A 24,194-nucleotide genomic window follows, 5' to 3' on the forward strand; every position below is an offset into this window, starting at 1 on the left:
TTTATTTCCCTCCTTTCTTTGCTTCTTTTTCTAGCATGTCGAGTTTGTAGCTGATGAGTCCGAATAAGAATGCCTTAAATTGTCTTGGTGCTTCGTATAAATCGAGGAGTTCTGATGGGGAATAGTGAAGCTCGTGCATGGCGTAATATAAAAACACCGCTTCCTTATCCCCATCTTTTATTAGTTTTTTGCTGCGTCTTCTAAATCTTCAATTTCGTCTTCGAATCCATTGATTTCAATGGCCTTGTTTAACCAGTTTGCGTATTCACCGCCGACAGATAAAACACGTTTTGCAACTTCAACTGGATCTTGTGTGCTGTAGGCTTCTCTTAATTCCTTTGAGCGGAAATCTGGATAAATCGTCGATTCAATGGCAATTCGTGCATAGAAGCGCTGGCTGTCTAAGTCTTTTACGCGGCCTCTGCCTTTGACATTTTTGAACGTGGTGTTTTCTTTTTCCAGTTCATCAATACGTTCCGTGGTAATCGCTTTGAAGACAAAAGGAATGACATTCCCTTTTTTATCAACAAAACGCTTAGAAATTGGTACTTTGACCTCTTCTGCTTCTACTGTTTGTCCCGGCATAAAAAATGAAAGATCAAATGTTTGTTTTTCGCTCATGTTTAAAAACTCCCTTTTGTTTGTTTTTTGAATGCAAAAAAGCACATCCATTTTTGAATGTGCTTTCCAATCTTTTCATGTATAATATAACTCGTACAATTGAACGGCTTGCTCAAGGGTGTCTGGCTCATCCCCGATAGGAAGGGGGTGATGCTCATGTCAACGTTCCAAGCGATTTCCCTAATGCTTTTATTCGGGATGTTTATCCTTGCTTTGTTGACGTATATAAACAAAAAATAGACTCCCCCTTGAGCTTTGGTAGGTGAAAGGGAAAGTCTATCCTTAAAACTATCTAATTGATAAGCCAGCCCCTTGAAGGGCCTCATTGTACATTGCCGGGATGTTAGCGCATCCTGGCTTCTTTTTATTGTATGCAAATCGCTTTGCATGTAAACATCATTTTGTGTGTTATTGAATGCAATGTGCATTACAAATGCATTCATTTTTCATTACATCTGCATTATAGCATATTTGGTTTTTATTTAGCTAATTAATTAGCTAATTTCCTCCACATTTCTTAGAAAGAATTCTTCAGCTTTTCAGGCAGATCAAAGTCTTCAAATGTAAATGGAACTTCTTCTTCAAGTGCCTCTGAATCGACATCTAGTCCAGCAATTTTAGCTGAATCAAAGTTGACATCGAATAATGTCACACGCTCTGTGCCTCGGCCTGATGATTTATCATCAATTACCGCTTGAAGAGTGAAATAAGGATCTTCCCCTTTTTTCACATAGTTTAGCATGAGTTGAACGAATCGTGACGTAACTTTATAGAATGTTGCCGTTCCTGTTCCGTTTGCCCCTGTTGTTTTATGACCAGTCATTCGGCGGCCCATTACGTTCACTTCTGATTTATTTTTCTCCACGTTTGCTTCAAACGTTTTGATAAAGGCAAGCTCCTCACCTTCTAAGAAAAGACGACCTTCTTTACCTGAGATTGTATTTTGCGCTTTAAAAGCCATCTTACTTCACCTCCACATTGAAATAGAATTTTTCTGCTGCGTCTACTGGCTGTACTGCTAAATCGATGATAAATCCATCACGATCTTCATTGAGGCCAATGACGATATCTGTTTCTGAGTTAAAGCCTGTAATGCCGCTTCCATCTTGAAGTTGTGTGAGATACTGTGTAATCAGTGTTTTCACAAGCTGCACTCCATCATCAGATGCTGGAATGTCATTGCCATTGGCTTTGCGTAATTTAATCAAATTTTTCAGTTCAAATGTTAAATCATTGTTGATTGCATCTAGCACACGGATGATTTTGTTTTTCGCCATTTGCTGGTTCTTTTCAACCGTGAAGCTTGTCAAAGAGTTAATATCTTTTTCAACGCTCACCGTGCGGTCTCTTGCATCGAAAGTGAAAAGAAACTCTCCTTGTGATAAACGGTATTCTACCTGATCATTATCAAGACGCTCTAATGTATCGACTGCGCCTTCGTATTCAACAAAGGTCAGTGACTGATTAAAATTCGCTCCTGCACTTGCTCCTGCGACCCAAGCTGTTGTTTGAGCAGGCGTCAGTTCTGTTCCGTCTTCTAAAACAACACCGCTTGTGACATTGATGATACCTTCTTGATCAGCTGCATAGTTAGCCACAACACCTTGTACCTTACGTCCTTGCTTATCACGTAAACGCTCAATAAATGACGCGAATGTTGCTTTTAATTGCTCACTATTATCGACTGGGAGTGCAATGACATCAAAGTATTCCGTTTCAGCTGCTTCTAGGAAAGCTGTATAATCTGCGACACTTGCCACACCATTTTTTCCGCCGCTTAAAGCCGCTCCTGCAGTAATGACCGCTTCGCCTTCACCAGAAAATTGAACGTATTTGTTTTTCACAAGATCTTTGACATCTTTGACCACCTGTTTATCGACAATATCTGTTCCAAGATAGGTGATGACGTCACGTTTTGTGCTGTCGAGTACATTTTCTGCCACTTGAATGGTAATCTCATTTCCTTTTTGACCACCATAATTGGCTGTGACCACAAAGTTTTCTGCGATTTCCACTTTAGCTGGCTCTCCTTCGTTTAGACGGTAAAGCAAGACCGTTTGCGCTTTTTTCTTCGCTTCACGGAAAAGAAGAAGTGACTTATCATCAATGTTGAGCCCGACCTTTTTATTTAAGTCTTCCATATCGGAAACGGAAATAAAAGTTTTTGGTTCTCCCCAGCTCATGACAAGAGGAAGTGCAACTGTTCCTCGCTCGCCTAAAGTAATTCGCTGCTCTGCTGTTGTTTTAAAATTAAAGTAAATGCCAGGACGCTTTTTCTCTGTACCTGGTGTAAAAGTGCCTCCGTTCATCCTTTAAACCTCCTTGGACAAAAAAGCATCAATGTGCTTCTTTGCTTCTGTTTTTGTAATTGGTTGATGTTTGATATAAAAAAGAGCACCTTCAAGGATTTCTGGTTTTACCCCAAAAAGATCCTTGCTGTGCTCTTTTAAGGCTTCAAATGAAAAGCCAAATTCTTTTTCTTCGCCCGCTGTTTGATCGAGCTGTGTTTTTTTAGTCTTGCTCACGTTTGATCACCCCATCTGAAAAATTGATATCTTCTAGGCTTGGCTGTTTATCTCGGTTGTACCAATAGCTGCTATCCCACGTCAGGACAATCGCTGCTACACCTTGATCTATGATTCTTGTTTCCACTCTTTTTATGCGGACATAATCATCAAGCACCTCTCCATCTTCACTGATCATTTGAATGATTTGACGATCAGCAAGCAATGCATCGACGACTGTTTCCGCCGCATCATGCGCTTTTTCTGTATCCATATGAAACACTTTCACTTGTAGCGAATAAGATTTCATAAAAGTAGACACTGTATCTGGACCACTAATGACAGTCACTGGCGGCACATAAACAGATGGCACTTGGAAACGCTCTGGCAGAAGACGATCATACATTTTCACAGGAAAGTGTGTGTATATATAATGCATGATTGCCCCGACTTCTTGATTCATTCCATCACCTCCCAAAATGTCGATCGATCCAGCTTTGAAGCTTTCGATCCAACGAGTGTTCAAACATTTGTTCATAGAGCATGACGGCATGATCCCAGTACCCATTTCCTTCAATCCATTGAGATGAAAGCATCATGCCAGTACTGGCATTCGGATCATATTCAAAGCGGCTGCCGGCCCATCTGCCTGGCACCCATCTTCGTTCTCCATTTGAAGAAATGGCATGTCCATCATTCACGTAAGAGGCATAATCAAGCTGTGTCCCTACTTCTAGCGTGAGCCCGCCTCGGGAAGTGAGAAAGTGATTCTCCTTGTCACCTTTTTGAAAGGAATTGAGGAGACGGCCTGTATCAACAGCCTTTTCTTTGATGATTTCATCTTGAATGATGTCTAAAAACTGTAAGCCCATTTCCTGTAACCACTCTTGATATTGCGCCGTTAAGCCGACACTATTTGCCTGTTGGAGCTGGGATAGCAGCCGGTCAAGTCCATCAATTTTCATAGGTTTTCCTTTCTGACGGCCATCACTTCCATGTGATGATTTTTCACTCTTTTTGGCTGCTGCAACTTGAGTGAGATGCCGTTCCACACCATCTTGTCATGCAAACGAATGTCGCTTGCTAAAGGGAAATGGACGAGATAGGACTGATAGATGACTGTATTCGGTTCTTCTTGCACGAGTGACTGGCTTTTTTCTACAACATAGCAAGCCACATCTCTCATACTTGGTGTATCAGGATAAGTGAGGTCCGTCTGCAGATCTCCTGCTGGTATACCAAATTTGCCGCGGACTGCCTCCTCATTCTCTAAGTGAAAAAGATCACAGCGATCCGTTAATAGAGAATCATAGCTCATAATGATCTCACCTTTAAATTGGCGCTGCCGCCAGTTAATGAAGGTTCAATATAATCAACAAGAAGGGCATACACATAAGGTCTGCCTTTCACTTTGTCCGCTGCCTTTGCATATGAATAATCACCCATTTTTTCTGAAGTCAAGCCTTTCATCATGGATTCGTCATCATTCAGCATGGCAAAATACTGGGCCATTTTTAATAAGGCGATCCTTGCTTTTTCAGGAATGGGCTGATATTTTTCATGTGTAAAATCGTGCCCGACCATTTGAAATACCGCTGCTTCTGCTTCAATAATATCTGCAGCTAATCTCTCTACAGAACGATTTTTCACGCGATCAAATACAGAATAGGCTTGTAGTTCCTCAGCAGAAATGATCATAGCCTGCTGTCACCTACTCTTTCACTTTCATGACTTTGGCTACAGCATCCTCTTCCTCAAATTTGCTGTCGAGCTTCGCTGTCAGAACAATGATAAACTTACGGCTGCGAATATCTTTTTCTACTTCAATACGAATATTGCGAGAAAACCCTACGATAATGTTTTTCGGGTGTGTCAGTAAAATATCTGATACGTCTGTTCCTTCTTCATCATATGGCTGCATATTGGCAAGACCTTTGACCGGAACACCGAATGCAGAAGAAAGTCCGCCTTGAATCGCCGCATCTCCGAGACCTGTCTGACGGTTTGCTACTTGGTCTTTCCACTCGACCTCTAAACTTGGGGATGTATAAAAACGGAAATCCTGAGGTACACGTAAATATTTTGACGGCATCGCTTTATAGGCTTGTTTGAACATTTGACGGCTAATTTCCGCTCCATTTGCATCGACAATATGAGAAACTGCCTGTTTTCGTACGCCATCCATTTGAGCTAAAAATGGGTCTTGTGATGTTGTATCACCGTTGACGATCAGTTCTTCAATATCGACTGCCGCTCGTTCCGCCAGCATTTGCATAATGGTTTGCTGAATCCCGTCTTTTTCAATGTTGTTTTCAATGCTGTCGTACGTCATATGGATCTCAGCAATGACTTCTTTTGCATTGAGCTGGACAGTGCTTGTCGCTGGGACAACACGGTCTTTTGCATCAAGCGCTTTGCCTTCTTCTGCTGGGCGTAAAATGCGCTGACCGAAGCCGATTTTTTCGATTTTTTGTGAATCACTTTCCATTGGAATGATACGTGCGTCATTTAAAACGGTTGGTGTATTTTGCATCATTCTAATGAATGTGTTGGATTGGGCTGCGTTCATGAGACCGCCTGTTTTTAAGCTGGCAAGTGTCATTTCAGCCTTGCGAATCAACTCTTGATTTCTCACACTTTTTCCTCCTTATTTAGGCTTATAGTAAGCCATCCCATATGGGCTTTGTCATATCATTTTGTGTATCGTGATTTGTTTGTTTAGAAATGCCCCGCGCTTTTTCAAGCATGTGTATCCGCTCTGAAATAGGCAGTAGCTGTTGCTGAAGCACTTCCTGAATCGCTGCTTTTTCTCTGCCTGCTGATTTCTCTAAGGAAGAGAGCTGATGACGAATTGGCGCAACCACTTGCTCCAGCACTTTTTGTACAGGTTCTTCTTCACCAGTTTGATCTGTCCCTTGTTTATCCGCTTGTTGTAAAACGTTGTCGATGGCCATTTTTGCTTTTTCTAGTTCGCGTACTTGATCAGTCGTTAATCCGGCATCTTGCTTTTGAACGGATGCTGGTCTTTCGCCAATCGTATGGAGGACATCATTTGTTTTCAACACATCCTGCACAATTGGAATCAATTGTTCAAGTGCCGCTCTTACGCTAGATTCATCACCATCACTTGACTGCAACGTTTCCAGCAGATGATCTAAAACGCTCCAAAATTGTTGTGGCATATTTGCACCTTCCTCTTTCAAAAAGAAATTTTTCAGCAAAGAAAAAAGCCCTCTCTCGTTCGTTTCTTGAGATAGGAGCTGATCGTGTTCCTCTATTGCGATGATGTCTGCTGTTCCAGCCATTGAGTAGCCTGTAATGTGGCCTTGCTGAATTTGGTCCCAAATATCTTGTGATGCCTTTGTCACAAGTACCCAAGATCCTTTTTGAATCAGCTCCCCGCCTACTTCAAAATCCGCTGGGGCAATGTATGATTCGACGACTTCGCCAACACCGTCTTGAAAATCATGCTGTTTATCAATGTGACGGGCATCTTTCATAAAACCGTGTGCTGCTCTTTCAATTTCTTTGGCCGACATAAAGTCTTGATGTGCATCAGGTGTATTTGGTTCATACACGACGCCATATACGAGGCGATGGGCATCCTCTGCCTTCGTCAGGACACTGACTTCTTTTTGAAAGTCAGGCTGCTTTTTCTTTGCTTTCATCAAGAAAAATTTCTTTTGGTTGGCGGCCCTGTCTACATAGGAAACATGCGTAATTTTTGCGTTTTTTAATTCCCTTGGCATATGTTCACCCCCTTTCAAAAAAAGCTCACGTCCTTCTATTTCTCTAGCCGGTTTGGCTCAGATGGAGACAGCCCATCAGCTGTTTTTATGCGGCTTTCTAAAGGTCGGTGGTAGAATTCTTCCGGCCATTCCTCTAACGTCTTGCCAAGAATACGCCCCGCAAGATCTCGTAAATCATTTGGCGATACTGCCCCAGCCTGAATAAATGGTGTCAGAACCTTCGCTATCTCTAATGGATCTCTAAAGTCAGGGCCATTTAATAGAAAGCGGACATGCCATATATCTAAATCCGGGAGAAAAAGAGTATTGAGTTTCCCTGTAATAAGATGCCGCTCTGGCTGAAATACTTGCTCCTCCGTTGTTTTACGCGCGGTATCTGCTGTGGCCTTGTTATAATCTTGTGACTCTCCTGTGTAAATAGGCGGCAGACGAAAAGCGGAGCGGATTTTGTTTCTCGTCTTTTCATCGTATTCTAAAAAGAGCGCATCCTCTTGCAGGATTTCCGCCAAGGATTTAAAGTTCACTTTGACATTTGATACATCTTCTTCACCTGTTAATCCTTTTTCTGTCGGAAGCCCTTCTACTTCAAGCAATAAAAACTTATGCGCATGGTCAGAGCCTTCAATATCATCCATATAATCTTGTAGCTGCTGATAAGAAGTCTCTGACAGCATGCCGTTTTCGACAATGATGGCACCAGGTACATGCCGTCCTTGCTTAAAATAAAGATAATTCAGCTCTTCTGCTTTTCGTGCGCCATACATATTGACGATGTTGCCAATCCAGCGGGGAATCCCATACGTCCCACTGCCAATTTTAAAATGAATGACTTCTGTTGCTTGAAGCGGTTCTGGTGTAGCATCATCGTACTTGCCTGTTTCACAATTTAATATGCGCGGATCACCATACTCCTTGAAAAAGACTTTCTTCTCATTGATGACCTGCACATATTTTCGGAATCGTTTCTTGCGATTCATCGTCTTTAATTCGCCGTTTTCTGTGTAGCGGAATTCGACGTCGACTGGCTCACTTAGCTTGCAAATGCGGATATGGAGTGCATCCAAATACTCGATTCCTGCCGGCTTTCCTTGTCCATCCCGCAGCACCTCTAAAAAGCCATTTCCTGTTTTCTCCCGGTCTTCTAGGACATAACCAAGAATTACGTCAGCAGACTCATCATAGTTCATGTATTTCGTAAACTCTTCGAGTCTTGTCCATTCCTTCTCGGCTGTCTTCTTTTTGACCGGTTTCACATCTTCCGCATTAAAATCAAAGGCGTATTCCACCCCAAATCCAAAACCTAAAATGTTTGTTCGATACGCATCTATACATTGCTGAAGAATCGTTGAGTATTCTGCCATGCTTTTTAATTCATTGATATGGTAGGGCGGGGGGACAATGTCATCTTTTTCGTATGAAAATTCATCCTCATACATTTGTTTTGTATGATCAGACATGTTGGCCTTCATAATCGTTGCTTTTAATTGTTTCATTGTATGGACCTCCTCTCTCGGTTTGGACGGACACGCTCTGAAGCAGTCTGTTTCAAATCGGTCACCTCATAATCATCTAGCGCATACCAAATGGCGGATAATGTGTGTGGATCGATTTGAAATTCATCTTCCTCTAAGCGGCCGTTCTTATCTGCCTTATAGGTTAGTGATTGAAGTTCATAGATGGTATAAGGGCAAGCATCAGAACAAATGATTTTCTTAAATCGTTTGATTTTCTTTGTATATTGCAAACGTGAGCCTTGGAACTTATGTGCAGCGACCATTTGAAATCCGCGCTGCCGAAAATAGTGAATCGTTTTAGGTTCTGCTGCGTCTGCCTTAATGAGTTCCTTTGATTCAACAAATTCTTTCAGATCAACAGCTGTTTCATCATCCGTTTTCCCGCGGTCGTAATATTCCCAATAAATATATAAGTACTTTTTTTCATGATCGACAGCTAACCGAATGAGCGCATTGTAGGATTCGACAAATCCAAAATCCATCCCCGCCCGTTTCAGCGGTCTTTCAATCTGCCCGATCGCTTCTAATACGTCAGCATGCTGTCTGACCTCAAATTGCGGAAACACTTTTGTGCCATTGATACCGAAGTATCCCTTCCTTGCAATTCGATAAAGATCTGGATCGTATTCTTTCAGCTCATCCAGCTGCTTGACATAGCTTTTAGGAAGAAATAGATTGTCTTCTGCTGTTGAGTGGTGATAGTACGTATCTTTTATCACGATGGTTCGCTGTTTGTATAAGGTTTCGTCATCAAGGACAAAACGTTTCAGCTGCTCATCTCGAAAGAAATGTCTGTACGTCCAATTATCCTGACCAACGGGATTCGTCGATAACATCATATAAAGAGGTAAAACCGGATGTCTCAGCCTTCCAAGCAGTTCTTTAAACCCTTCATAAGAAACCTCGGAACACTCCTCAATCCAAATCATTGAGATGTTGTTGATCGACTTCAATTTCTCAGGCTTGTCCAGTCCTTTAAATAAAATGCTGCTCCCATTGCGAAAAGTGAGAGCAAGTGTTGAACTGCGGCACTTTACTAGATGATCGATGCCAAGATCGCTGACGATTTCTTGTAAAAGAGAGTAGGTCGACTCCCGGTGCGTATCATACACTTCTCGAATGACAAGTGCTGTCCGTTTTTCCTCAAGCAGCTTTAAGATCAGCTTTAAAGCAATGTGATAGCTTTTGGATGAGCCATAGCCGCCTACTAAAAACTGAAACTTTTGATTCCAATCGAACAAAAAGTGTTCAAAGTGAGGATTGACTTCTTTTTCAATCAACGGCGTCATGAATCGTCCTCTTTTCTTTTGATCATGATATGAAGATCTTCTTCTTTTTCCTCACGAACTGCTTTTTTTGTTTTTTCGATTGTTAGCTCAATTTGCTTCAGCCTTAATCTTCGTTCATCTTTCGCATGAGCGAGCTCTTCAAACTGTTTAATCAGCCGTCTTAGTTCTCCCATTGCACGAGATTGGGCATTTAAAAAAGTAGCATGCCGATCCCATGAAAATTGAAACGAAAATTCCTCTGCCGTGATCTCTGGCTCTGGATGAATACCTTCGCCTGTTTCTTCCTCTAATGAAGAAGGCAAGTACGTCGCCTTTTTCAGTTCTTTGATCATGTCATCTTGATCTGTTACATGCATGATGCGCTGCGCTCGAATAATGGCTGCGTATTGAATTTGAATTTGATCCCAGATGATATCAAGAGATGTGCGCCCATCCATTTTTTCCATGATTTCAATCGTTTCATCTGAAAGAAATTGATGAAAGATCGAGTGCGCCTGCTTTGACGGTGTTTTTTGTCTTTGCCAGCCGTATCGTCTTTTCCATGATTTAACGGTATGGATGGAGACGTTGTATTGATCCGCTAGCTGCTGGTACGTCATCCCTTTCATATAATCCTGCTTAGCCTCTATCCGTTTATCTTTCATTTACATTCACCTGCCGCCTCCTTTTAGTTCGAATGATTCCCTGAAGAGAAATCATTTGTGCCGGGCTAGCAAACATTCGTTTGGTCTTTCTAACTATAGGTGGCAACTGTAAGACAAGCTTTTGAAGATTGATGTGATGAAAGAAAAAACGCCTATTCAGCTGCTTTGAATAGGCGTTCTTGTACTTTTTTGGACATTTTGGTCCGAGCTCTTTCCATATGTTTTTGGACTGTTCCTTTTTTTACATCTAGCATGATCGCAATCTCGCTAAATGACAGACCCTGCGTTGTGTGCATAAAAAATACGTCTTTCTCTCGATCTGTCAAAACGGATAAGGCTTCGTCAATTCGCCTTTTGTCCCGCTCACTTACCTCTCTTTCTTTCTCTTGAATGAGGGTGTATTCATGTGATAAAGCCTCTAACACCTCTTGATTAGCAAGAATGGTGCGCTGGTACACAGACCGTCTATCTAATCCTCTGCGTGCGCCTGGCTCTCTACCGATTTGAAGCCATTCCACCACATATTCTAAATCACTGACCATACTGGCGATCATTTTTTGATCATGTTTGTCCTGATCTGACATCTGTTTCTCTTCTTTGTCTTTCAATTGTTCATATCGTTTTCTGGCATCTTTTAAACTTCTTTTATATTCGATCAGTAAATCTTGCATCTGTGCTCTCTCCCTTTTTTAAGAAAATAAAAAACGGACACCAATCAGCCCCTTTTTATAGGGTCTTGATCAGTGTCCGCAGGCTTTCCGTCTTGGACTTATTCAGTTGTTCTTGTTCATCAGACTAGCTGATTTTAAAACCAATCTCATGATCGACTCTTGCAAAATGCCCTTTTGCTGTTTGAATAATCGTTTTTCCATGCTCAGGTACATCCATCATATAAGCCGTTCCTACGTTTCCATCTAACACAATGACTTGAATCTTTCCTTTTTCCATTTCACCGACAAATGTCTGGTTTTCTTGAATCATGAGTTGTTTTGGCTCGTTCATATGCTTGTCTCCTTATTTGATGGTGAGGATCTCATATCGTCACCCATCGTATTTAAAATGATTTCCATTCGAGGACGCATGCTATAAAACTGTGAAACTCTTAATTCTACAATCTGTAAAGAGGCGTCATCGGTAAAGGCATGAAGTGCTTCTTTTATATACTGCAAATTTGGTTGAAGAATGCTGATGTGTACCGGGCGTATCAAGCCTTTTTCAGCAGATGTACGCGTGTCTTGGCTGTTCGCTAGATCAATGGGCATATTGTAAAATGAGCGAATGTCGAGTGATAATGCGCCTTTTATTTTGCTTTTGCATTGCGCTTTAGCGGCTGTTTGAATTCTGTTTATCAATGTCTCTTTTGTGCATAAATGTTCTTTTTCAATGATAAAATGAAGGACCATGCTACGATCTCCCGTCATCCTTCGCCCACTGCCGAATGTCTTGTTCGTTTTGACCCGCATTGAGCAAACATTTCAGGAATGTCATGATTTGCTTCAATCGATTCATGTCGCATTCTTCCTTTCCTTCTTCTTGTCATCAACGGCTTTTTCTGCCATGAGGGTCATGTATGTGCGTTTTTCTTCTGCTGTGGGGAAAGCAAAAATCGGCTCTTTTTGATGAAAAGTGATCCAGCCGCCAGCTTGTACTAGGCAATGCTGTGCTTCTTTTCGGGCATCAAATGTCATCTGATGTCTCATCATTATCAAATCCTTTCTCACGGTCCTCGTCCTCTAATCGATAACCACTTCGGGACATTTCATATGGCCAGTAACGTTTTGGATAGCCGAAATCATTCATTTGCGTCACCATCGGATGTTCGATATTCATTCTGTTTGTCTCCCCTTTTTAAGAACGGTCTTCCTCAAGACTATTACTCTTTTTGTGTAACTTTTGACCAAAAAAAAGCTCTTGAACACCGATATTTAGCAAATCTGCAATATTCTTGGCTATTTCTAAGCTGGGCTTTGTTCGGCCCATTTCTATATTTGCATAGCCACTCGTGTACTTATATCCAAGTTTTTTCGCCATATACGTTTGTGTTTTTCCTTGTAATATTCGTTCTTCTCGTAAATTTTCAAGTTTCATGTTTCCACCTCTTACTCATTATGTGTAAGTTATATTCATTATGATAATATACACAAAACGAGTAAGTCAATCATATTTTTATTCTTTTTGTGTATTTATTTATCTTTTCCGTGTAATTCATGATAAAATTTACACATAATATGAAAAAAGGTGTTTCCGATGGATAATTTGACTGGAAAGATTCTAACTGAATTAAGAGAGAAGCATGGATGGAGTAAGTCTACCGTTGCCAAAAAACTCGGATTAAAGGCGATGTCAACCTATGCTAACTGGGAATATGGATTGAGAAAGCCAGATGGTGAAATGATTGTGAAAATCGCCGAGTTATACGGGGTCTCAACAGATTATCTTCTCACAGGTAAAGACAAAAACGCCTCTGATGACGATCTTGCAGATGATCCTGATTTGCAAATTGCGTTTAAAGCTGCCTCCGATTTTTCTGAAGAAGCACGAAGACAAACCATCGACTTTATTAACTACATTAGAGAGAAAGAGAAACAAAAAGGCCGTCAGCCAAAACAGACAGACGACAAATAAAAGATCTCTTTTCATAAAGCATCACATAGCTGGGTAGATACCCAGCTTTTTTTATGTCTCTTTTTCCCCCTAAAAAAGAATGACATATGAATAAAAAATCATGTTTTTTGGGATAAAATCGTCTTCCCCTACATAATATGTGACAATTTTCACCAAAAATACTCATTTTTCCACTTATTTTGATTGACATATAATTCTATTATTATTAATATATGTATATACCAAAAAAAGGAGTGTTACCGATGAAAAAATTAATGAAAGCTTGTACATTGTCTTTAGCTGCTTTAGGTGCTCTTACGTTCTTCCAAACAGAAGGTGCTCATGCAGCTGCACAGCCTAAAGAACCAGTTATAGCAAAAGCTCCTATTATGAATAAAGTGATTACGGTGAACCGCACACTTACTGTAGGTTCTTCAATCGCTGTTTCACTTCCAGCAAGTCAAATTTCTGTCTCAGGCGCAACGTATGCCATTCAATTAGACCAAACTGCTCCAAACTTCACATGGATCCGTGCTGTACAACGCGGTTCTGTTACAGTGTCTTACTATAATTCACTAGGGGAGCTTGTTATTAACTATATTACTGTTCGTTAAGCGATTTTTTTCATATGAAAAGGCGATGACTATATGTTCATCGCCTTTTTGTGTTTTTTGTGTTTTTACTTAGGATGCTTACCAGTGCTTGCCAATCTCTATCTATTATGTTAACTTTTAATAAAAATAAGTTTACATATTGAGAGGGGCTTATGATGGGAAAAATAACGTCTTTGTCTTGGGAAACGATCGTGAAGAAAGCCATCAATGATGAACCAATTACGATGGAAGAAGGTCTAAAAATTCTTGAAGCAGACGACGCAGAGTTGCTGCCTATTATGCATGCTGCTTATCAGGTGAGATTTCATTTTTTTCAAAAAAAGGTGAAATTAAATATGATCTTTAACGCCAAAAGCGGATATTGTCCTGAAAACTGCGGGTATTGTTCACAATCGGTGATTTCAACAGCTCTGCTTGAGAGATATACAATGCTTGACCAAAAAACCATTGTGGCCGGTGCGCGTGAGGCGTTAAAAAGAAAAGCGGGGACTTATTGTATTGTAGCAAGCGGGAGAGCACCTTCGCACCGTGAATTAGATGAAGTCACCGCAGCAGTAAAGGAAATTACTGAGACGATGCCTTTGAAGGTGTGTGCATGCCTTGGGTTATTAAATGAAGAAAAAGCGAAACGGCTGAAGGAAGCGGGTGTTCATCGGTATAATCATAATCTCAATACACATCAAGATCATCATGCTCAAATTACAACGACCCATACGTATGATGACCGCGTATCGACCATTGAGAAGGTCAAACAGTCAGGGATGTCACCATGTTCAGGGGTTATTATTGGAATGGGCGAAACCAATCAACAAATTGTCGAAATGGCTTTTGCGCTTAGAGCCCTTGATGCGGATTCGATTCCCGTCAACTTTCTCCATGCAATTGAAGGAACGCCTCTTGAACATCAAGAACGTACACATCCAATCAAAGCGTTGAAGGTTTTGGCACTGATGCGATTTATCAACCCGGCTAAGGAAATTCGAGTATCTGGGGGAAGAGAGTTTAATTTACGAACGCTTCAGCCTCTCGCATTATATGCAGCGAACTCTATTTTTGTAGGCGATTATTTAACGACAAAAGGACAGCAAGTTCAAACCGATCATCACATCATTGAAGATTTAGGTTTTGAAATAGAAGAATGTGCGCTTTAAAAAAGTCTGCCGATGAATCGGCAGACTTTTGACGTTGAGATTAGAATCTTTTATGGAAATCGACAGTACCGCTTCCTTCTTCGCGGTCAAAGCTGCCAACAAAAGTCCAGTTAATATAGCCGCCGTCACCATTGTTGACAAACGTACCATCTTCAAATACCCAAATACCAAACGTAATGCCGTCATATTCAACACTATCATAATAGACAACATTGTTCAGTCCGCTAAAATCATGATCTTGGCTTAAGTTTTGAACAACTACGTTGTAATTTTGACCTGCTTCATAAAATGCACTGTATGCCGCATTTTTTACAAATCCATCACGATTTTGAGATGATTTTACTGCTTGTTCAATTTTATCGGCAATGGCTACTGGATCAATCGAGACACTTCCATCGACACCTGTTGTCGTAGCAGCTTCAGCCTTTTGACCAAAAGTCGTAAGAGATAAAGGGACAGCAACCATTGACGTAGCAATCACAGAGCTAACAAAAAATTTACTTGTTTTCCTCATTATTTCTAACTCCTCCTTTAATTGGTATGTTTATGTACTACCCTTTTCTTTGTCACTTAAACACTAATTTAAGAAAAAACTTCTTTTTCTACCAATTAAGAGGCTGTTTTTACTGTTTAAAAGGGCAAAACAACAAAAAAACTACTCTTTTAAAAGAGTAGTTTTCCATCATTACATAAACAGGATAAATAAAATCAGACCTAGGATGATTCGGTAGATCGCAAAAGGCACAAGTTTGATTTTATTAATCAGTTTTAGGAAGAATCGAACAACAAAGAGAGCCACAATAAACGCACTCACAAAGCCCACAATAAAGAATGGAAGCATGTCTGTTGTTAAATATTCGGCATTTTTAACAAGTGTTAAGAGGCTTGCTCCCGCCATAATCGGCATGGCCATAATAAACGTAAAGTCAGCCGCCGCTCGGTGATTCAGACCAAGAATAACACCACCTGCTATTGTAGAACCTGAACGCGAGAAGCCTGGCCATAGTGCTAAACATTGAAATAACCCGATATACAGCGCTTGTCTGTACGTCATATTATCCACAGAGCTTGTTTCTGTTTTACGTTTATTGATCCAATCAGCGACAAGCATCAGCACAGCCCCTAAAATCAAACCGACGGCGACCGTTCTCACATCAAACAAATATTTATCAATATAATCTTCAAATAAGAATCCTAAAATGACGGCTGGGACGAGTCCAACAGCAATTTGAGCAATGGTCAGCTTATGTCCGCTGCGTTTTTGTTCTTCTGTGATATTTTTCTTTAAGCCTAACAAGTTCAAAATACGATCTTTGAACACGATCATGACAGCTAAAATAGAACCTAACTGAATCACGACTTTAAATGTGTTTGCAGCCTCTGGCGTAATGATGTCTTTTGATTTTAGCCAAAGATCATCAACAATGATCATATGCCCTGTAGACGAGACAGGTGCATACTCTGTTAATCCTTCGACAATTCCTAAAACCAGTGCCACGAATAAATCCCATAGATTCATGATTTTCTTTCCTTTCAATTCTGATCTTTTGAACTGGCCAAACATCTATGTCCACATAAAGACAAGCTTCCTTTTTCGAAAGCTCGTCTTTATGATACTATATTTTTTTCTAAAAAAGATTATGACATCAAACCTTTTCTTCTTTATACAAATTGGATCGCATTTTGAACCAATCAAACAGGTGGGTCGTGATCACTTTCAGAACGGCATACGTCGGAATCGCAACAATGATGCCGACGACACTGAACAATTTACCTGCTGTTAATAGAACAAAGATAATCGTGATCGGATGGATATGAAGGTTTTTCCCCATCACCTGAGGAGAAATGAATTTCCCTTCAATGAGCTGAACCACTGTCCAGACAATGATGAGTTTTAAAAGCATCACTGGTGATGTCACAAGCGCAATCACAATCGCTGGTGTAATCGCAATGGTTGGACCAAGGTATGGCACTACACTTGTACATGCCGCAATAATCGCCAGCAGCAGTGCATAGTCAAGTCCAATAATCATATAGCCAATTAAAAGAAGAATACCGATACAGAAGCTGACAATGATCTGCCCGCGTATATAAGAACTCAGACGATGGTTCATTTCGTGAAGCACGATATGAGTATGGTCTCTTAGCTTATTCGGAATAAATTTCAAGAAATAGTCAGGCAGTTTTTTGCCGTCTTTTAATAGATAAAACAGAATGAACGGAACCGTCACGATCGAGATGATAATTTCAGTAAGCGCCCCTAAGAAAGTGCCGACTCCGGTAAAAGTGCTTTCCAAAATCTTCGTCGCTTGACTTGACGCTTTACTTACCAATTCAGAGACGTTAAAGTTCATCGTTTTCTGCACTTGACTAATAAAGTTGCTTCCAGTTAATTGTCTAATCTGTTCTTCTACCGTATCAACGTATTTTGGCAGATTATGAAACAGACTCATCGTTTGTGCTTGTAAAAAAGGAATAATAGATACAATGGTCACAGTAATGATCCCAATAATGACGATATATAAAAGCAAAATCGAAAAGATCCGTTTGACCTTAAATCTCTCTAATAAATTCACAATTGGATTTAATAAATAATACACAACCCCCGTTAAAATAATCGGTAAGGCAATGGTTTTGATGAGTACAATGAGCGGTGTGAAAATAAAAGATGCTTTCATGAAAACAAGGATATTCAACCCTATTAATAGCAGGATGAGTAAAAAGAGAACAAACTTGTTATCAAGAAAAAATTTTCTAAATCGACTGCTCCACATTTGCATAGAATTCATATCTTTCCTCCAAACACGGGCTATTTTATTAGTAAATTGTACACTACTTGATCATCATTTTGTGATCATTGTTTTAGCTTTTTTTCACGTTTCGCAATGGACATGGCCCATCCAATCAAAATCGGTTGTCCGATTAATCTCATCCATAACAAGGCTTGTTCTGTGCTCTCTTGCCCTGGAAATGGAATCCCTTCTCTCGCAGCAAATAGGTTCGCAGGGAAAATGAGCACCAGATAGACAGCGATCATTTTTGCTGCCACAATCCTTACGTTTGGAAGAAGCAGTAATACGGCCAACAGCCATTCCAAGCATGCGGTGGCATAAATGATACCATAGGGAAATGGCCATCCAGACATCATGCGGGCAAAGCCGCTTGGCTCTATCACATGAAAAACACCGGCTGCTATAAATAAAAGCGCGAATGCGTATGTACTTCCTATATGTAGGATGCGCTTCATGTTCGTTTCCTCCTCCCTCCTTCTCAAGTATTACCCGAATGAAGGAGGAAACTATCCACTTTTCGTACATTTATATTCTTTATGTAAGACGCATCAGCTAAGGTAAAGGTTTCATCCGCTTTTCAATAAAAAAGAAGATTCTTTCATACAAACGCTTTCAAAGCATGTATAATCAGAGAAAAGCAGAAGGAGGGAATGTGATGATTCGATTTGCTGTCATCGGAACGAATTGGATTACAGATCGATTCTTACAGGCTGGTGAAGGAGTGGCGGATTTTACATGTACGGCCGTCTATTCTCGGTCTGCTGAAAAAGGACAGGCATTTGCAAACAAGTATGGCATTGATACCGTCTTTACTAATTTACAGCAAATGGCGGCAAGTGATGCGTTTGATGCTGTGTATATCGCAAGTCCAAACGCCCTTCACAAAGAGCAAGCGATGCTGATGATGGCGCATCAAAAACATGTATTATGTGAAAAACCATTGGCCTCTCACCGTAAAGAGGCTGAAGAAATGATTGCTGCTGCGAAAAAATATCAGGTGTGCTTAATGGAAGCGATGAAGACCACATTTCTGCCGAATTTTCTTCAAATCAAGCAGCATCTTGATCAACTAGGCCCCATTCGGCAAGTGATCGCTCATTACTGTAAATATTCCTCAAGATACGATGCCTACCGAAACGGTGAGATTCCAAACGCTTTTAAGCCGGAATTATCCAATGGCTCCTTAATGGACATCGGCGTGTATCTTGTCTTTCCCATCATTTATTTATTCGGGCTGCCACATCAAATCACCGCGAGAGGCTATACACTTTCTTCTGGAGTAGATGGGAGCGGTTCATTACTTTTACAATATGAAGGACATCAAGCACTTCTTTTCCATTCAAAAATCTCAACATCTCATGTATCTGCTGAAATTCAAGGGGAGGATGCCACGATGGTCATTGATCAATTCCATCGCCCTTCTCGTATCATCATCCATGATCGGAATGGACAGCAAACCGATATTTCTATTAAAGATGATCAACCGGCTATGTATTATGAAATCGATCACTTCATTCAATGCATCAAGCAAAAAAAGGGGCAGTCTCCAATCAATACATTTGCCTTATCTGTTCAAACCATGTCCGTCATGGACGAGGCGAGAAGACAAATGGGCATTATCTATCCAGCCGACAGACAAATGTAATGAGGCATTGAATGAACAAAGGGCGTTTTACAGCCCTTTGTTTGTTCATGTGAATCTAGTTTGCCGCTAATACATCGGCAAATGCTTTCACATATGGCGGAAGGTCCGGCGGGCGTCTGCTAGATACAATATGACCATCTGTCACAACCGCTTCATCAAACCATTCTGCTCCAGCATTCGTCATATCATCTTTAATACCAGGTGTACTCGTTACTTTTTTACCTTTCAGGATACCAGCTGAAATGAGCACCCAGCCGGCATGACAGATTTGTCCGATCGGTTTGCCCTTTGCATCAAACGTACGAACGATGTCTAATACTTCTGGATATCGGCGCAGTTTATCGGGCGCCCATCCCCCAGGAACGAGAACCGCATCATAATCATCTGCTTGAATGGAATAGAAGTCTGCATCTGATACAGCCGGCACTCCGTACTTCCCGATATATTCATGATCTGCTTTTTCGCCTACGAGATGGACAGTTGCCCCCTCTTCTCTTAATCGCAAAACGGGATACCATAGCTCTAAATCTTCAAAATCATCACTGACTAACGCAATGACCTTCTTATTTGATAAACGCATAACATCTCTCCTTTTCTTCGGATTTCCTCTATTGTACGAGATCATCTCTTAAAAAGAAAAGCGGTTCCCCTTGAGGAGAACCACTTTCTATTATTCACTGATCTTGAATTTTTTAATTAAGTCACGCAATTCTTCCGCCATTTGGGAAAGCGTCGTCGAAGAAGAACTAATCTCTTCCATTGATGCCAGCTGTTCTTCTGCTGATGCCGCGATATCTTGAATACTTGCTGAACTCTCTCTCGATACATCTGCAATTTCATTCACTGCTTTAGAAATTTGCTCAGATCCTTTTGAAAGCTCACGAACTGTCGTATTCATTTCATTGATTCTTGTCGCAATTTCTGCCGTTTGCTGATTGATTTGTGAGAAGCTTTCTTTTGTTTGGTCTGTAATTGATAGACCATTTTTTACTTCTTCATTCACAGATTTGAACATATTTTGAGACGTTTCAATTTCAGAGACAATTTCTTTGACGAGTTTTTCAATCTCTTTTGCAGAATCTGATGATTGAACCGCCAGCTTACGGACTTCTTCTGCTACAACCGAGAAGCCTCTGCCTGACTCGCCCGCACGTGCTGCTTCAATGGCTGCATTCAGAGCCAGTAAATTCGTTTGATCTGCTATACCGTTAATGACACCTAAAATGTTGGTGATATCTTTTGATTTATGCTCTAATCCGTTGATCACACTTTCAGCTTCTTTCACTGAATGATCAATCGTTTTCATTTGGCCAACTGTCTGTTCAACAAGCTGTCCGCCTGTTTCTGCGACTTTTTTTGATTGAACCGATGATTCTGTAATGACATCAGATGTTTGTGCAACTTCATTTAGCCCTTCGTTCATTTGTTTCAAGTGGGCTGCACTTTGTTCCACCATTTCACTTTGATTTTCGTTTCCGTTCGAGAATGTTTCAATGGATGATGTAATATGTTCGGTTGCTTTTGTCGTTTGACCTGCACTTGCCGTCAGTTCTTCCGACGATGACGCCACGTTTTCAACAGATGTCTGTACAGCTTGGATCACATCTCTGAGTGACTCACTCATTTCATTAAAACTTGTACCGAGCTGACCAATCTCATCCTTTGACCGGACATCAATTTTCTCTGTTAAATCTCCTTCGCTAATCTTCTTAGAAGAGGAGACAAGCATGGAAAGTGGTTTTGTAATAGAACGGATGATAAAGAAGATGAGAATACCGCCAATGATGAGCGCACCAGCTAATATAATGGCCGCCATGTTGAAGACTGGCTGCGCCGCTTCTTCTACTTCACTGATAAACATTGTACCGGCAATTTTCCAACCAGTCGCTTTGTTTGTTGTGAACTCCATTTGCTTTTCTTTCCCTTCAAACATATAACTCATTGAACCTTTGTCTTGTGTATAAAGCTTGTCTACCCAATCACCTGTTAATTTTGTTCCTGCTTTTTTCGTTGGATGTGCCACGTATGTTCGATCTGGGCTTCCGATAAAAGCATGACCTTCTTTACCAATATTGATACTATTAGACTCTTTTACTAGATTCGCAATGTCCAGGTTCATGGCAATAACACCAGAACCGTCCTCTAGTTTTTTAGAAATCGTCACAACAAGTGTACCAGTTGATGCGGTTGGGTATGGAGCGGAAACAGACAGCTCACCGTTTTTCGCCCAGCCATCTTTGTACCAATCCCGCTCAGTTGCGACATAATCAGCAGGCATTTTTTGATTTGGATATCTTGAGAACACTTTTCCATCACTTGAAGCAACAAAGATGCCTTCTGTGTCATCATTCATGCTCATGAATTGCTCAAAGCGCCCTTGAATATCAGTCGTTCCTTTTTGCCCCAGCTTTTTCTTCGTAATCCATTTGCTAAAGAAATCGGCTGCGTCTGTTTTTACTTTCACAACCTTCGTAATGTTTTTGTCCAGCTGTTCTACATTTTCCTTTGCACTTTGCATGATTTGATCATTTAAAGAGGTGCTCGCCGTATGATATGAAGAGAATGCCAATACGATAATTGGGCATAAAAGAATAAATAAGAAAGAGAAAACGAGCTTTTTTGATATAGATGGTTTTTTGAAATACTGTATGAAATTCATAAAAAAGAAAACTCCTTTTAGTAAGATAGTATATATATCGGAAGTACTACTAGGTTCTTTACTTTTTTAATTTATTAAAGTCTAGATAAGTCCAAAATACCCAAATTATGTGCAAAAAACGGAAAAACACCTGACGTCAAAACGTCAGGTGTTCCAAATTATTGACAAAGGGCTAAAATGAATTTGATTTTAGCCCTTTTCTTCTTTTCAGCGTGATAGAAAACCTTTCCAGCCCTAGGAAGGACGAGTACTGGCGCGGAGCGAATTTGAATTCGTGAGCACCAGCACGCAGGACTGACACCGAATGCGAGGGTTTGTCTACACGCTGAAACACCTGACGCCAAAACGTCAGGTGTTCCACTATGACTCTTATATTTTAAATTGTTTGATGAGCTCTCTCAGTTCTTCTGCCATTTGGGATAAAGTGGCGGAAGATGAGCTGATCTCTTCCATTGATGCCAGCTGTTCTTCTGCTGAAGCCGCAATATCTTGGAAACCTGCGGAACTTTCACGTGAAAGCTCTTTGATTTGATTGACTGCTTGTGAAATATCGTTTGAGCCATGAGAAAGTTCTTGGGCTGATCCATTCATTTGTTTCATTTGTTCTGTCATTTCTGATGTCTTATGGGTGATTTTCTCAAAACTCACTTTCGTTTCATCTGTAATGTTTAATCCAGATTGAACTTCACCTGCTACTTGTCTAAACATCTTCTGCGACTTTTCAATTTCATCTACGATTTCGTTCGTCAGACTTTCAATTTCTTTTGAAGAGCTGCCTGATTGCTCTGCAAGCTTGCGAACTTCTTCAGCGACCACAGAGAAGCCTCTTCCTGCCTCACCTGCACGTGCGGCTTCTATCGCTGCATTTAAAGCAAGGAGGTTCGTCTGATCTGCAATGCCGTTGATAACTCCAAGAATGCTTGTAATGTCCTTAGATTTCTGTTCTAGCCCTGCAATCACAAGCTCCGCTTCTTTCACTGCTTGTTCAATCGTTTGCATTTGACCTGCTGTTTTTTGAACGAGCTCTCCACCAGCCTGAGCGGTTTTGCTAGACTCGATAGATGATTCCATCATATGAGAAGTCGTGTTGACCATATGTGATAAGCTTCGATCCATGTCGTTTAACTGGACAGAGCTTTTTTCGATCATCTCATTTTGATGTTCATTGCTGTTTGAAAACTGTTCAATAGATGAGGTAATATGCTCAGTTGCTTGGGCTGTCTGTCCTGCACTAGCTGTTAATTCTTCAGATGAGGCAGCCACATTTTCAATTGAATTCTGGACGGCTTGAATGACTTGTTTCAGCTTTGCCGACATATCGTTAAAGCTCTGTGCAAGCTTGCCGATTTCATCGTGTGTGCGCACCTCGATATGCTGGGTGAGATCCCCCTGACTGATTTTCTCAGCAGATTCAGAGAGCTCTATGAGTGGTTTTCGAATCGATTTAATAATAAAATAAATCGCGATTCCACCGATGACAATCGCAGCAGCTAGGATGATCATGGTTAAGTCAAGCACTGGCTGTGCGGCTTCCTTCACTTCGTTGACATACATTGTTCCCGCAAGCTTCCAGCCTGTCGCTTCATTTGTGTCATAAAACATTTGCTTCGGCTGTCCGTTAAATTCATATTCGAAACTTCCTTTTTTATTGTGATACATCTTTTCGATGAAATCGCCTGTCAGTTTCGTCCCGGCCTTTTCCGTTTTATGAGCAATGTAACGTTGGTCTGAGGTAGCGACAAACGCATAACCTTCTTGACCAATTTTGATGCTGTTTGTATCTTTCACAATCGTGTTCAATCGTACATTTATACCAATGACACCAGAACCATCTGCTAACTGTTCTGATATTGTGATGAGCAGGTCATCTGATGACTTGTCTGTAAAAGGATCTGAAATGATGAGTTTGTCATCTCCCATTGATTGTTGAAACCATGGTTCATTTTTTGCGCTTTTGGCACTGCCTTTATGAATCTCGGAATATTCAGTTAGTTTACCATTCTGATCTGCAACAAATACTTCTACGACATCGTCGTCTGTTTCCGATAGTTGCTCTAATTTCACCTTAAGTAAATCCTTATTTTTAGAGGCCAGTTCCTTTTTTTTCACCGATTTAGATAAATATGAAACAATATCAATTTTAGGCTGTACATCTTTATTGATCAATTCATTTAATTGATTCACACCATTTGCAGCGCTAGACATAATCTCATCATTGAGAGACTTAGACGCCACTTCATAGGAAAATGCGGCCAACACAAGAATGGGCACTAGGAGAATCGCTAAGAATGCAGTAATTAATTTCTTTGACATCGTAAAGTGCTTAAAAAAGTTGATTTTTTTCATGACTCTACTCCTTTTGGTTTATGATTTGGGATCATCCCCCTCTATTCTTAGGTAATACGGAT

General features: G+C 40.7%; 32 protein-coding genes and 1 pseudogene. 4 read left to right on the forward strand and 29 right to left on the reverse strand.

Features of this window, described 5'->3' with window-relative positions:
* Window position 1: 1 nt before the first annotated feature.
* The 21 genes from ID12_RS19225 to ID12_RS00255 all read right to left on the reverse strand — a co-directional run bounded on the left by ID12_RS19225 (window position 2) and on the right by ID12_RS00255 (window position 12,409).
* Entirely contained in the window at window positions 2–139 is a 138-nt protein-coding gene (locus ID12_RS19225) for a hypothetical protein (RefSeq protein ID WP_008344097.1), read from the reverse strand.
* Window positions 140–180: 41 nt separating this feature from the next.
* Window positions 181–621, reverse strand: a complete 441-nt coding sequence (locus ID12_RS00165; protein WP_008344099.1) for a phage tail assembly chaperone — start codon at window positions 619–621, stop codon at window positions 181–183.
* 2 nt (window positions 622–623) lie between these two features.
* Window positions 624–1,064: a hypothetical protein gene (locus ID12_RS19710; protein ID WP_438823434.1), complete on the reverse strand. Its 441-nt coding sequence runs from the start codon at window positions 1,062–1,064 to the stop codon at window positions 624–626.
* A gap of 74 nt (window positions 1,065–1,138) precedes the next feature.
* Window positions 1,139–1,582 (reverse strand): phage tail tube protein, encoded by a 444-nt coding sequence (locus ID12_RS00175; protein WP_003213309.1) that lies wholly within the window; start codon window positions 1,580–1,582, stop codon window positions 1,139–1,141.
* A gap of 1 nt (window position 1,583) precedes the next feature.
* On the reverse strand, window positions 1,584–2,930 hold the full coding sequence (locus ID12_RS00180) for a phage tail sheath family protein (RefSeq protein WP_050826547.1): 1,347 nt from the start codon (window positions 2,928–2,930) through the stop codon (window positions 1,584–1,586).
* A gap of 3 nt (window positions 2,931–2,933) precedes the next feature.
* Entirely contained in the window at window positions 2,934–3,146 is a 213-nt protein-coding gene (locus tag ID12_RS00185; RefSeq protein ID WP_008344108.1) for a YqzN/YkzM domain-containing protein, read from the reverse strand.
* On the reverse strand, window positions 3,133–3,588 hold the full coding sequence (locus tag ID12_RS00190) for a phage tail terminator family protein (RefSeq protein WP_041091933.1): 456 nt from the start codon (window positions 3,586–3,588) through the stop codon (window positions 3,133–3,135). The genes ID12_RS00185 and ID12_RS00190 overlap by 14 nt, the downstream gene beginning before the upstream one ends.
* Window positions 3,589–3,592: 4 nt before the next feature.
* Window positions 3,593–4,090 carry an HK97 gp10 family phage protein gene (locus tag ID12_RS00195; protein WP_050826548.1) on the reverse strand — a complete coding sequence of 166 codons (498 nt, stop codon included), beginning with the start codon at window positions 4,088–4,090 and terminating at the stop codon, window positions 3,593–3,595.
* On the reverse strand, window positions 4,087–4,443 hold the full coding sequence (locus tag ID12_RS00200) for a YqbH/XkdH family protein (protein ID WP_017367938.1): 357 nt from the start codon (window positions 4,441–4,443) through the stop codon (window positions 4,087–4,089). The genes ID12_RS00195 and ID12_RS00200 overlap by 4 nt, the downstream gene beginning before the upstream one ends.
* A complete protein-coding gene (gene yqbG / locus ID12_RS00205; RefSeq protein ID WP_007500574.1) occupies window positions 4,440–4,823 on the reverse strand; it encodes a protein YqbG in 384 nt (127 codons plus the stop codon). Before yqbG ends, ID12_RS00200 begins: the two co-directional genes overlap by 4 nt.
* 13 nt (window positions 4,824–4,836) lie before the next feature.
* On the reverse strand, window positions 4,837–5,760 hold the full coding sequence (locus ID12_RS00210) for a phage major capsid protein (RefSeq protein ID WP_008344119.1): 924 nt from the start codon (window positions 5,758–5,760) through the stop codon (window positions 4,837–4,839).
* A gap of 22 nt (window positions 5,761–5,782) precedes the next feature.
* Complete coding sequence (locus ID12_RS00215; RefSeq protein ID WP_050826549.1) at window positions 5,783–6,874, reverse strand: XkdF-like putative serine protease domain-containing protein; 1,092 nt, start codon at window positions 6,872–6,874, stop codon at window positions 5,783–5,785.
* A 35-nt stretch (window positions 6,875–6,909) separates the two neighbouring features.
* Window positions 6,910–8,367, reverse strand: coding sequence for a phage portal protein (locus ID12_RS00220; RefSeq protein ID WP_035389215.1), 1,458 nt, complete (start codon window positions 8,365–8,367; stop codon window positions 6,910–6,912).
* Window positions 8,364–9,677, reverse strand: coding sequence for a PBSX family phage terminase large subunit (locus ID12_RS00225; protein ID WP_050826550.1), 1,314 nt, complete (start codon window positions 9,675–9,677; stop codon window positions 8,364–8,366). The genes ID12_RS00220 and ID12_RS00225 overlap by 4 nt, the downstream gene beginning before the upstream one ends.
* Window positions 9,674–10,321, reverse strand: coding sequence for a phage terminase small subunit (terS, locus tag ID12_RS00230; protein ID WP_050826551.1), 648 nt, complete (start codon window positions 10,319–10,321; stop codon window positions 9,674–9,676). The genes ID12_RS00225 and terS overlap by 4 nt, the downstream gene beginning before the upstream one ends.
* A gap of 152 nt (window positions 10,322–10,473) precedes the next feature.
* Window positions 10,474–10,992, reverse strand: coding sequence for a sigma-70 family RNA polymerase sigma factor (locus ID12_RS00235; RefSeq protein WP_017358981.1), 519 nt, complete (start codon window positions 10,990–10,992; stop codon window positions 10,474–10,476).
* Window positions 10,993–11,116: 124 nt separating this feature from the next.
* Window positions 11,117–11,302 carry an XtrA/YqaO family protein gene (locus ID12_RS00240; protein ID WP_370648332.1) on the reverse strand — a complete coding sequence of 62 codons (186 nt, stop codon included), beginning with the start codon at window positions 11,300–11,302 and terminating at the stop codon, window positions 11,117–11,119.
* Window positions 11,303–11,319: 17 nt separating this feature from the next.
* Window positions 11,320–11,724 carry a RusA family crossover junction endodeoxyribonuclease gene (locus ID12_RS00245; protein ID WP_050826552.1) on the reverse strand — a complete coding sequence of 135 codons (405 nt, stop codon included), beginning with the start codon at window positions 11,722–11,724 and terminating at the stop codon, window positions 11,320–11,322.
* Between the two features lie 102 nt (window positions 11,725–11,826).
* Entirely contained in the window at window positions 11,827–12,021 is a 195-nt protein-coding gene (locus ID12_RS00250) for a hypothetical protein (RefSeq protein WP_234717158.1), read from the reverse strand.
* Window positions 11,999–12,151 (reverse strand): hypothetical protein, encoded by a 153-nt coding sequence (locus ID12_RS19290; protein WP_164704276.1) that lies wholly within the window; start codon window positions 12,149–12,151, stop codon window positions 11,999–12,001. Before ID12_RS19290 ends, ID12_RS00250 begins: the two co-directional genes overlap by 23 nt.
* 18 nt (window positions 12,152–12,169) lie before the next feature.
* Window positions 12,170–12,409 carry a helix-turn-helix transcriptional regulator gene (locus ID12_RS00255; RefSeq protein ID WP_050826554.1) on the reverse strand — a complete coding sequence of 80 codons (240 nt, stop codon included), beginning with the start codon at window positions 12,407–12,409 and terminating at the stop codon, window positions 12,170–12,172.
* Window positions 12,410–12,568: 159 nt separating this feature from the next.
* Here ID12_RS00255 and ID12_RS00260 point away from each other — a divergent pair, with 159 nt between their 5' ends.
* The 3 genes from ID12_RS00260 (at window position 12,569) to bioB (ending at window position 14,690) form a co-directional block, all read left to right on the forward strand.
* On the forward strand, window positions 12,569–12,946 hold the full coding sequence (locus ID12_RS00260; protein ID WP_007500560.1) for a helix-turn-helix domain-containing protein: 378 nt from the start codon (window positions 12,569–12,571) through the stop codon (window positions 12,944–12,946).
* Between the two features lie 242 nt (window positions 12,947–13,188).
* On the forward strand, window positions 13,189–13,539 hold the full coding sequence (locus tag ID12_RS00265; protein WP_003213146.1) for a hypothetical protein: 351 nt from the start codon (window positions 13,189–13,191) through the stop codon (window positions 13,537–13,539).
* Between the two features lie 155 nt (window positions 13,540–13,694).
* A complete protein-coding gene (gene bioB, locus ID12_RS00270) occupies window positions 13,695–14,690 on the forward strand; it encodes a biotin synthase BioB (RefSeq protein ID WP_017358975.1) in 996 nt (331 codons plus the stop codon).
* Between the two features lie 40 nt (window positions 14,691–14,730).
* Here the strand turns inward: bioB and ID12_RS00275 are convergent, their stop codons facing one another.
* From ID12_RS00275 to ID12_RS00290, 4 genes are all read right to left on the reverse strand, one after another.
* Entirely contained in the window at window positions 14,731–15,204 is a 474-nt protein-coding gene (locus ID12_RS00275) for a hypothetical protein (RefSeq protein WP_008344156.1), read from the reverse strand.
* A 171-nt stretch (window positions 15,205–15,375) separates the two neighbouring features.
* Window positions 15,376–16,209 carry an undecaprenyl-diphosphate phosphatase gene (locus tag ID12_RS00280; RefSeq protein WP_024719699.1) on the reverse strand — a complete coding sequence of 278 codons (834 nt, stop codon included), beginning with the start codon at window positions 16,207–16,209 and terminating at the stop codon, window positions 15,376–15,378.
* A gap of 127 nt (window positions 16,210–16,336) precedes the next feature.
* Complete coding sequence (locus tag ID12_RS00285; RefSeq protein WP_008344159.1) at window positions 16,337–17,479, reverse strand: AI-2E family transporter; 1,143 nt, start codon at window positions 17,477–17,479, stop codon at window positions 16,337–16,339.
* Between the two features lie 65 nt (window positions 17,480–17,544).
* Window positions 17,545–17,937 carry a DoxX family protein gene (locus tag ID12_RS00290; protein ID WP_008344160.1) on the reverse strand — a complete coding sequence of 131 codons (393 nt, stop codon included), beginning with the start codon at window positions 17,935–17,937 and terminating at the stop codon, window positions 17,545–17,547.
* 200 nt (window positions 17,938–18,137) lie between these two features.
* Here ID12_RS00290 and ID12_RS00295 point away from each other — a divergent pair, with 200 nt between their 5' ends.
* Entirely contained in the window at window positions 18,138–19,127 is a 990-nt protein-coding gene (locus tag ID12_RS00295) for a Gfo/Idh/MocA family protein (protein WP_008344161.1), read from the forward strand.
* Between the two features lie 55 nt (window positions 19,128–19,182).
* Here the strand turns inward: ID12_RS00295 and ID12_RS00300 are convergent, their stop codons facing one another.
* The 4 genes and pseudogenes from ID12_RS00300 to ID12_RS19660 all read right to left on the reverse strand — a co-directional run.
* Window positions 19,183–19,707, reverse strand: a complete 525-nt coding sequence (locus ID12_RS00300) for a type 1 glutamine amidotransferase domain-containing protein (RefSeq protein WP_008344162.1) — start codon at window positions 19,705–19,707, stop codon at window positions 19,183–19,185.
* Window positions 19,708–19,797: 90 nt separating this feature from the next.
* A complete protein-coding gene (tlpB, locus tag ID12_RS19715; RefSeq protein ID WP_050826555.1) occupies window positions 19,798–21,786 on the reverse strand; it encodes a methyl-accepting chemotaxis protein in 1,989 nt (662 codons plus the stop codon).
* A 369-nt stretch (window positions 21,787–22,155) separates the two neighbouring features.
* Window positions 22,156–23,103, reverse strand: a complete 948-nt coding sequence (locus ID12_RS19655) for a methyl-accepting chemotaxis protein (RefSeq protein ID WP_370539194.1) — start codon at window positions 23,101–23,103, stop codon at window positions 22,156–22,158.
* Window positions 23,095–24,132: pseudogene (locus tag ID12_RS19660) on the reverse strand (HAMP domain-containing protein); the annotation flags it as partial. The pseudogene ID12_RS19660 and the gene ID12_RS19655, both read right to left, overlap by 9 nt.
* Between the last annotated feature and the right edge of the window lie 62 nt (window positions 24,133–24,194).

The sequence above is a fragment of the Bacillus altitudinis genome, from assembly GCF_001191605.1.
Classification (GTDB): domain Bacteria; phylum Bacillota; class Bacilli; order Bacillales; family Bacillaceae; genus Bacillus; species Bacillus altitudinis.

Bases quoted from the DNA above. Each gene is read 5' to 3' on its own strand.
- ID12_RS19225 (WP_008344097.1), bottom strand. From the start codon at position 139: ATGCACGAGCTTCACTATTCCCCATCAGAACTCCTCGATTTATACGAA.
- ID12_RS00165 (WP_008344099.1), bottom strand. From the start codon at position 621: ATGAGCGAAAAACAAACATTTGATCTTTCATTTTTTATGCCGGGACAA.
- ID12_RS19710 (WP_438823434.1), bottom strand. From the start codon at position 1,064: ATGAATGCATTTGTAATGCACATTGCATTCAATAACACACAAAATGAT.
- ID12_RS00175 (WP_003213309.1), bottom strand. From the start codon at position 1,582: ATGGCTTTTAAAGCGCAAAATACAATCTCAGGTAAAGAAGGTCGTCTT.
- ID12_RS00180 (WP_050826547.1), bottom strand. From the start codon at position 2,930: ATGAACGGAGGCACTTTTACACCAGGTACAGAGAAAAAGCGTCCTGGC.
- ID12_RS00190 (WP_041091933.1), bottom strand. From the start codon at position 3,588: ATGAATCAAGAAGTCGGGGCAATCATGCATTATATATACACACACTTT.
- ID12_RS00195 (WP_050826548.1), bottom strand. From the start codon at position 4,090: ATGAAAATTGATGGACTTGACCGGCTGCTATCCCAGCTCCAACAGGCA.
- ID12_RS00200 (WP_017367938.1), bottom strand. From the start codon at position 4,443: ATGAGCTATGATTCTCTATTAACGGATCGCTGTGATCTTTTTCACTTA.
- yqbG (WP_007500574.1), bottom strand. From the start codon at position 4,823: ATGATCATTTCTGCTGAGGAACTACAAGCCTATTCTGTATTTGATCGC.
- ID12_RS00215 (WP_050826549.1), bottom strand. From the start codon at position 6,874: ATGCCAAGGGAATTAAAAAACGCAAAAATTACGCATGTTTCCTATGTA.
- ID12_RS00220 (WP_035389215.1), bottom strand. From the start codon at position 8,367: ATGAAACAATTAAAAGCAACGATTATGAAGGCCAACATGTCTGATCAT.
- ID12_RS00225 (WP_050826550.1), bottom strand. From the start codon at position 9,677: ATGACGCCGTTGATTGAAAAAGAAGTCAATCCTCACTTTGAACACTTT.
- terS (WP_050826551.1), bottom strand. From the start codon at position 10,321: ATGAAAGATAAACGGATAGAGGCTAAGCAGGATTATATGAAAGGGATG.
- ID12_RS00235 (WP_017358981.1), bottom strand. From the start codon at position 10,992: ATGCAAGATTTACTGATCGAATATAAAAGAAGTTTAAAAGATGCCAGA.
- ID12_RS00240 (WP_370648332.1), bottom strand. From the start codon at position 11,302: ATGATTCAAGAAAACCAGACATTTGTCGGTGAAATGGAAAAAGGAAAG.
- ID12_RS00245 (WP_050826552.1), bottom strand. From the start codon at position 11,724: ATGGTCCTTCATTTTATCATTGAAAAAGAACATTTATGCACAAAAGAG.
- ID12_RS00250 (WP_234717158.1), bottom strand. From the start codon at position 12,021: ATGAGACATCAGATGACATTTGATGCCCGAAAAGAAGCACAGCATTGC.
- ID12_RS19290 (WP_164704276.1), bottom strand. From the start codon at position 12,151: ATGAATATCGAACATCCGATGGTGACGCAAATGAATGATTTCGGCTAT.
- ID12_RS00255 (WP_050826554.1), bottom strand. From the start codon at position 12,409: ATGAAACTTGAAAATTTACGAGAAGAACGAATATTACAAGGAAAAACA.
- ID12_RS00260 (WP_007500560.1), top strand. From the start codon at position 12,569: ATGGATAATTTGACTGGAAAGATTCTAACTGAATTAAGAGAGAAGCAT.
- ID12_RS00265 (WP_003213146.1), top strand. From the start codon at position 13,189: ATGAAAAAATTAATGAAAGCTTGTACATTGTCTTTAGCTGCTTTAGGT.
- bioB (WP_017358975.1), top strand. From the start codon at position 13,695: ATGGGAAAAATAACGTCTTTGTCTTGGGAAACGATCGTGAAGAAAGCC.
- ID12_RS00275 (WP_008344156.1), bottom strand. From the start codon at position 15,204: ATGAGGAAAACAAGTAAATTTTTTGTTAGCTCTGTGATTGCTACGTCA.
- ID12_RS00280 (WP_024719699.1), bottom strand. From the start codon at position 16,209: ATGAATCTATGGGATTTATTCGTGGCACTGGTTTTAGGAATTGTCGAA.
- ID12_RS00285 (WP_008344159.1), bottom strand. From the start codon at position 17,479: ATGAATTCTATGCAAATGTGGAGCAGTCGATTTAGAAAATTTTTTCTT.
- ID12_RS00290 (WP_008344160.1), bottom strand. From the start codon at position 17,937: ATGAAGCGCATCCTACATATAGGAAGTACATACGCATTCGCGCTTTTA.
- ID12_RS00295 (WP_008344161.1), top strand. From the start codon at position 18,138: ATGATTCGATTTGCTGTCATCGGAACGAATTGGATTACAGATCGATTC.
- ID12_RS00300 (WP_008344162.1), bottom strand. From the start codon at position 19,707: ATGCGTTTATCAAATAAGAAGGTCATTGCGTTAGTCAGTGATGATTTT.
- tlpB (WP_050826555.1), bottom strand. From the start codon at position 21,786: ATGAATTTCATACAGTATTTCAAAAAACCATCTATATCAAAAAAGCTC.
- ID12_RS19655 (WP_370539194.1), bottom strand. From the start codon at position 23,103: ATGTCGGCAAAGCTGAAACAAGTCATTCAAGCCGTCCAGAATTCAATT.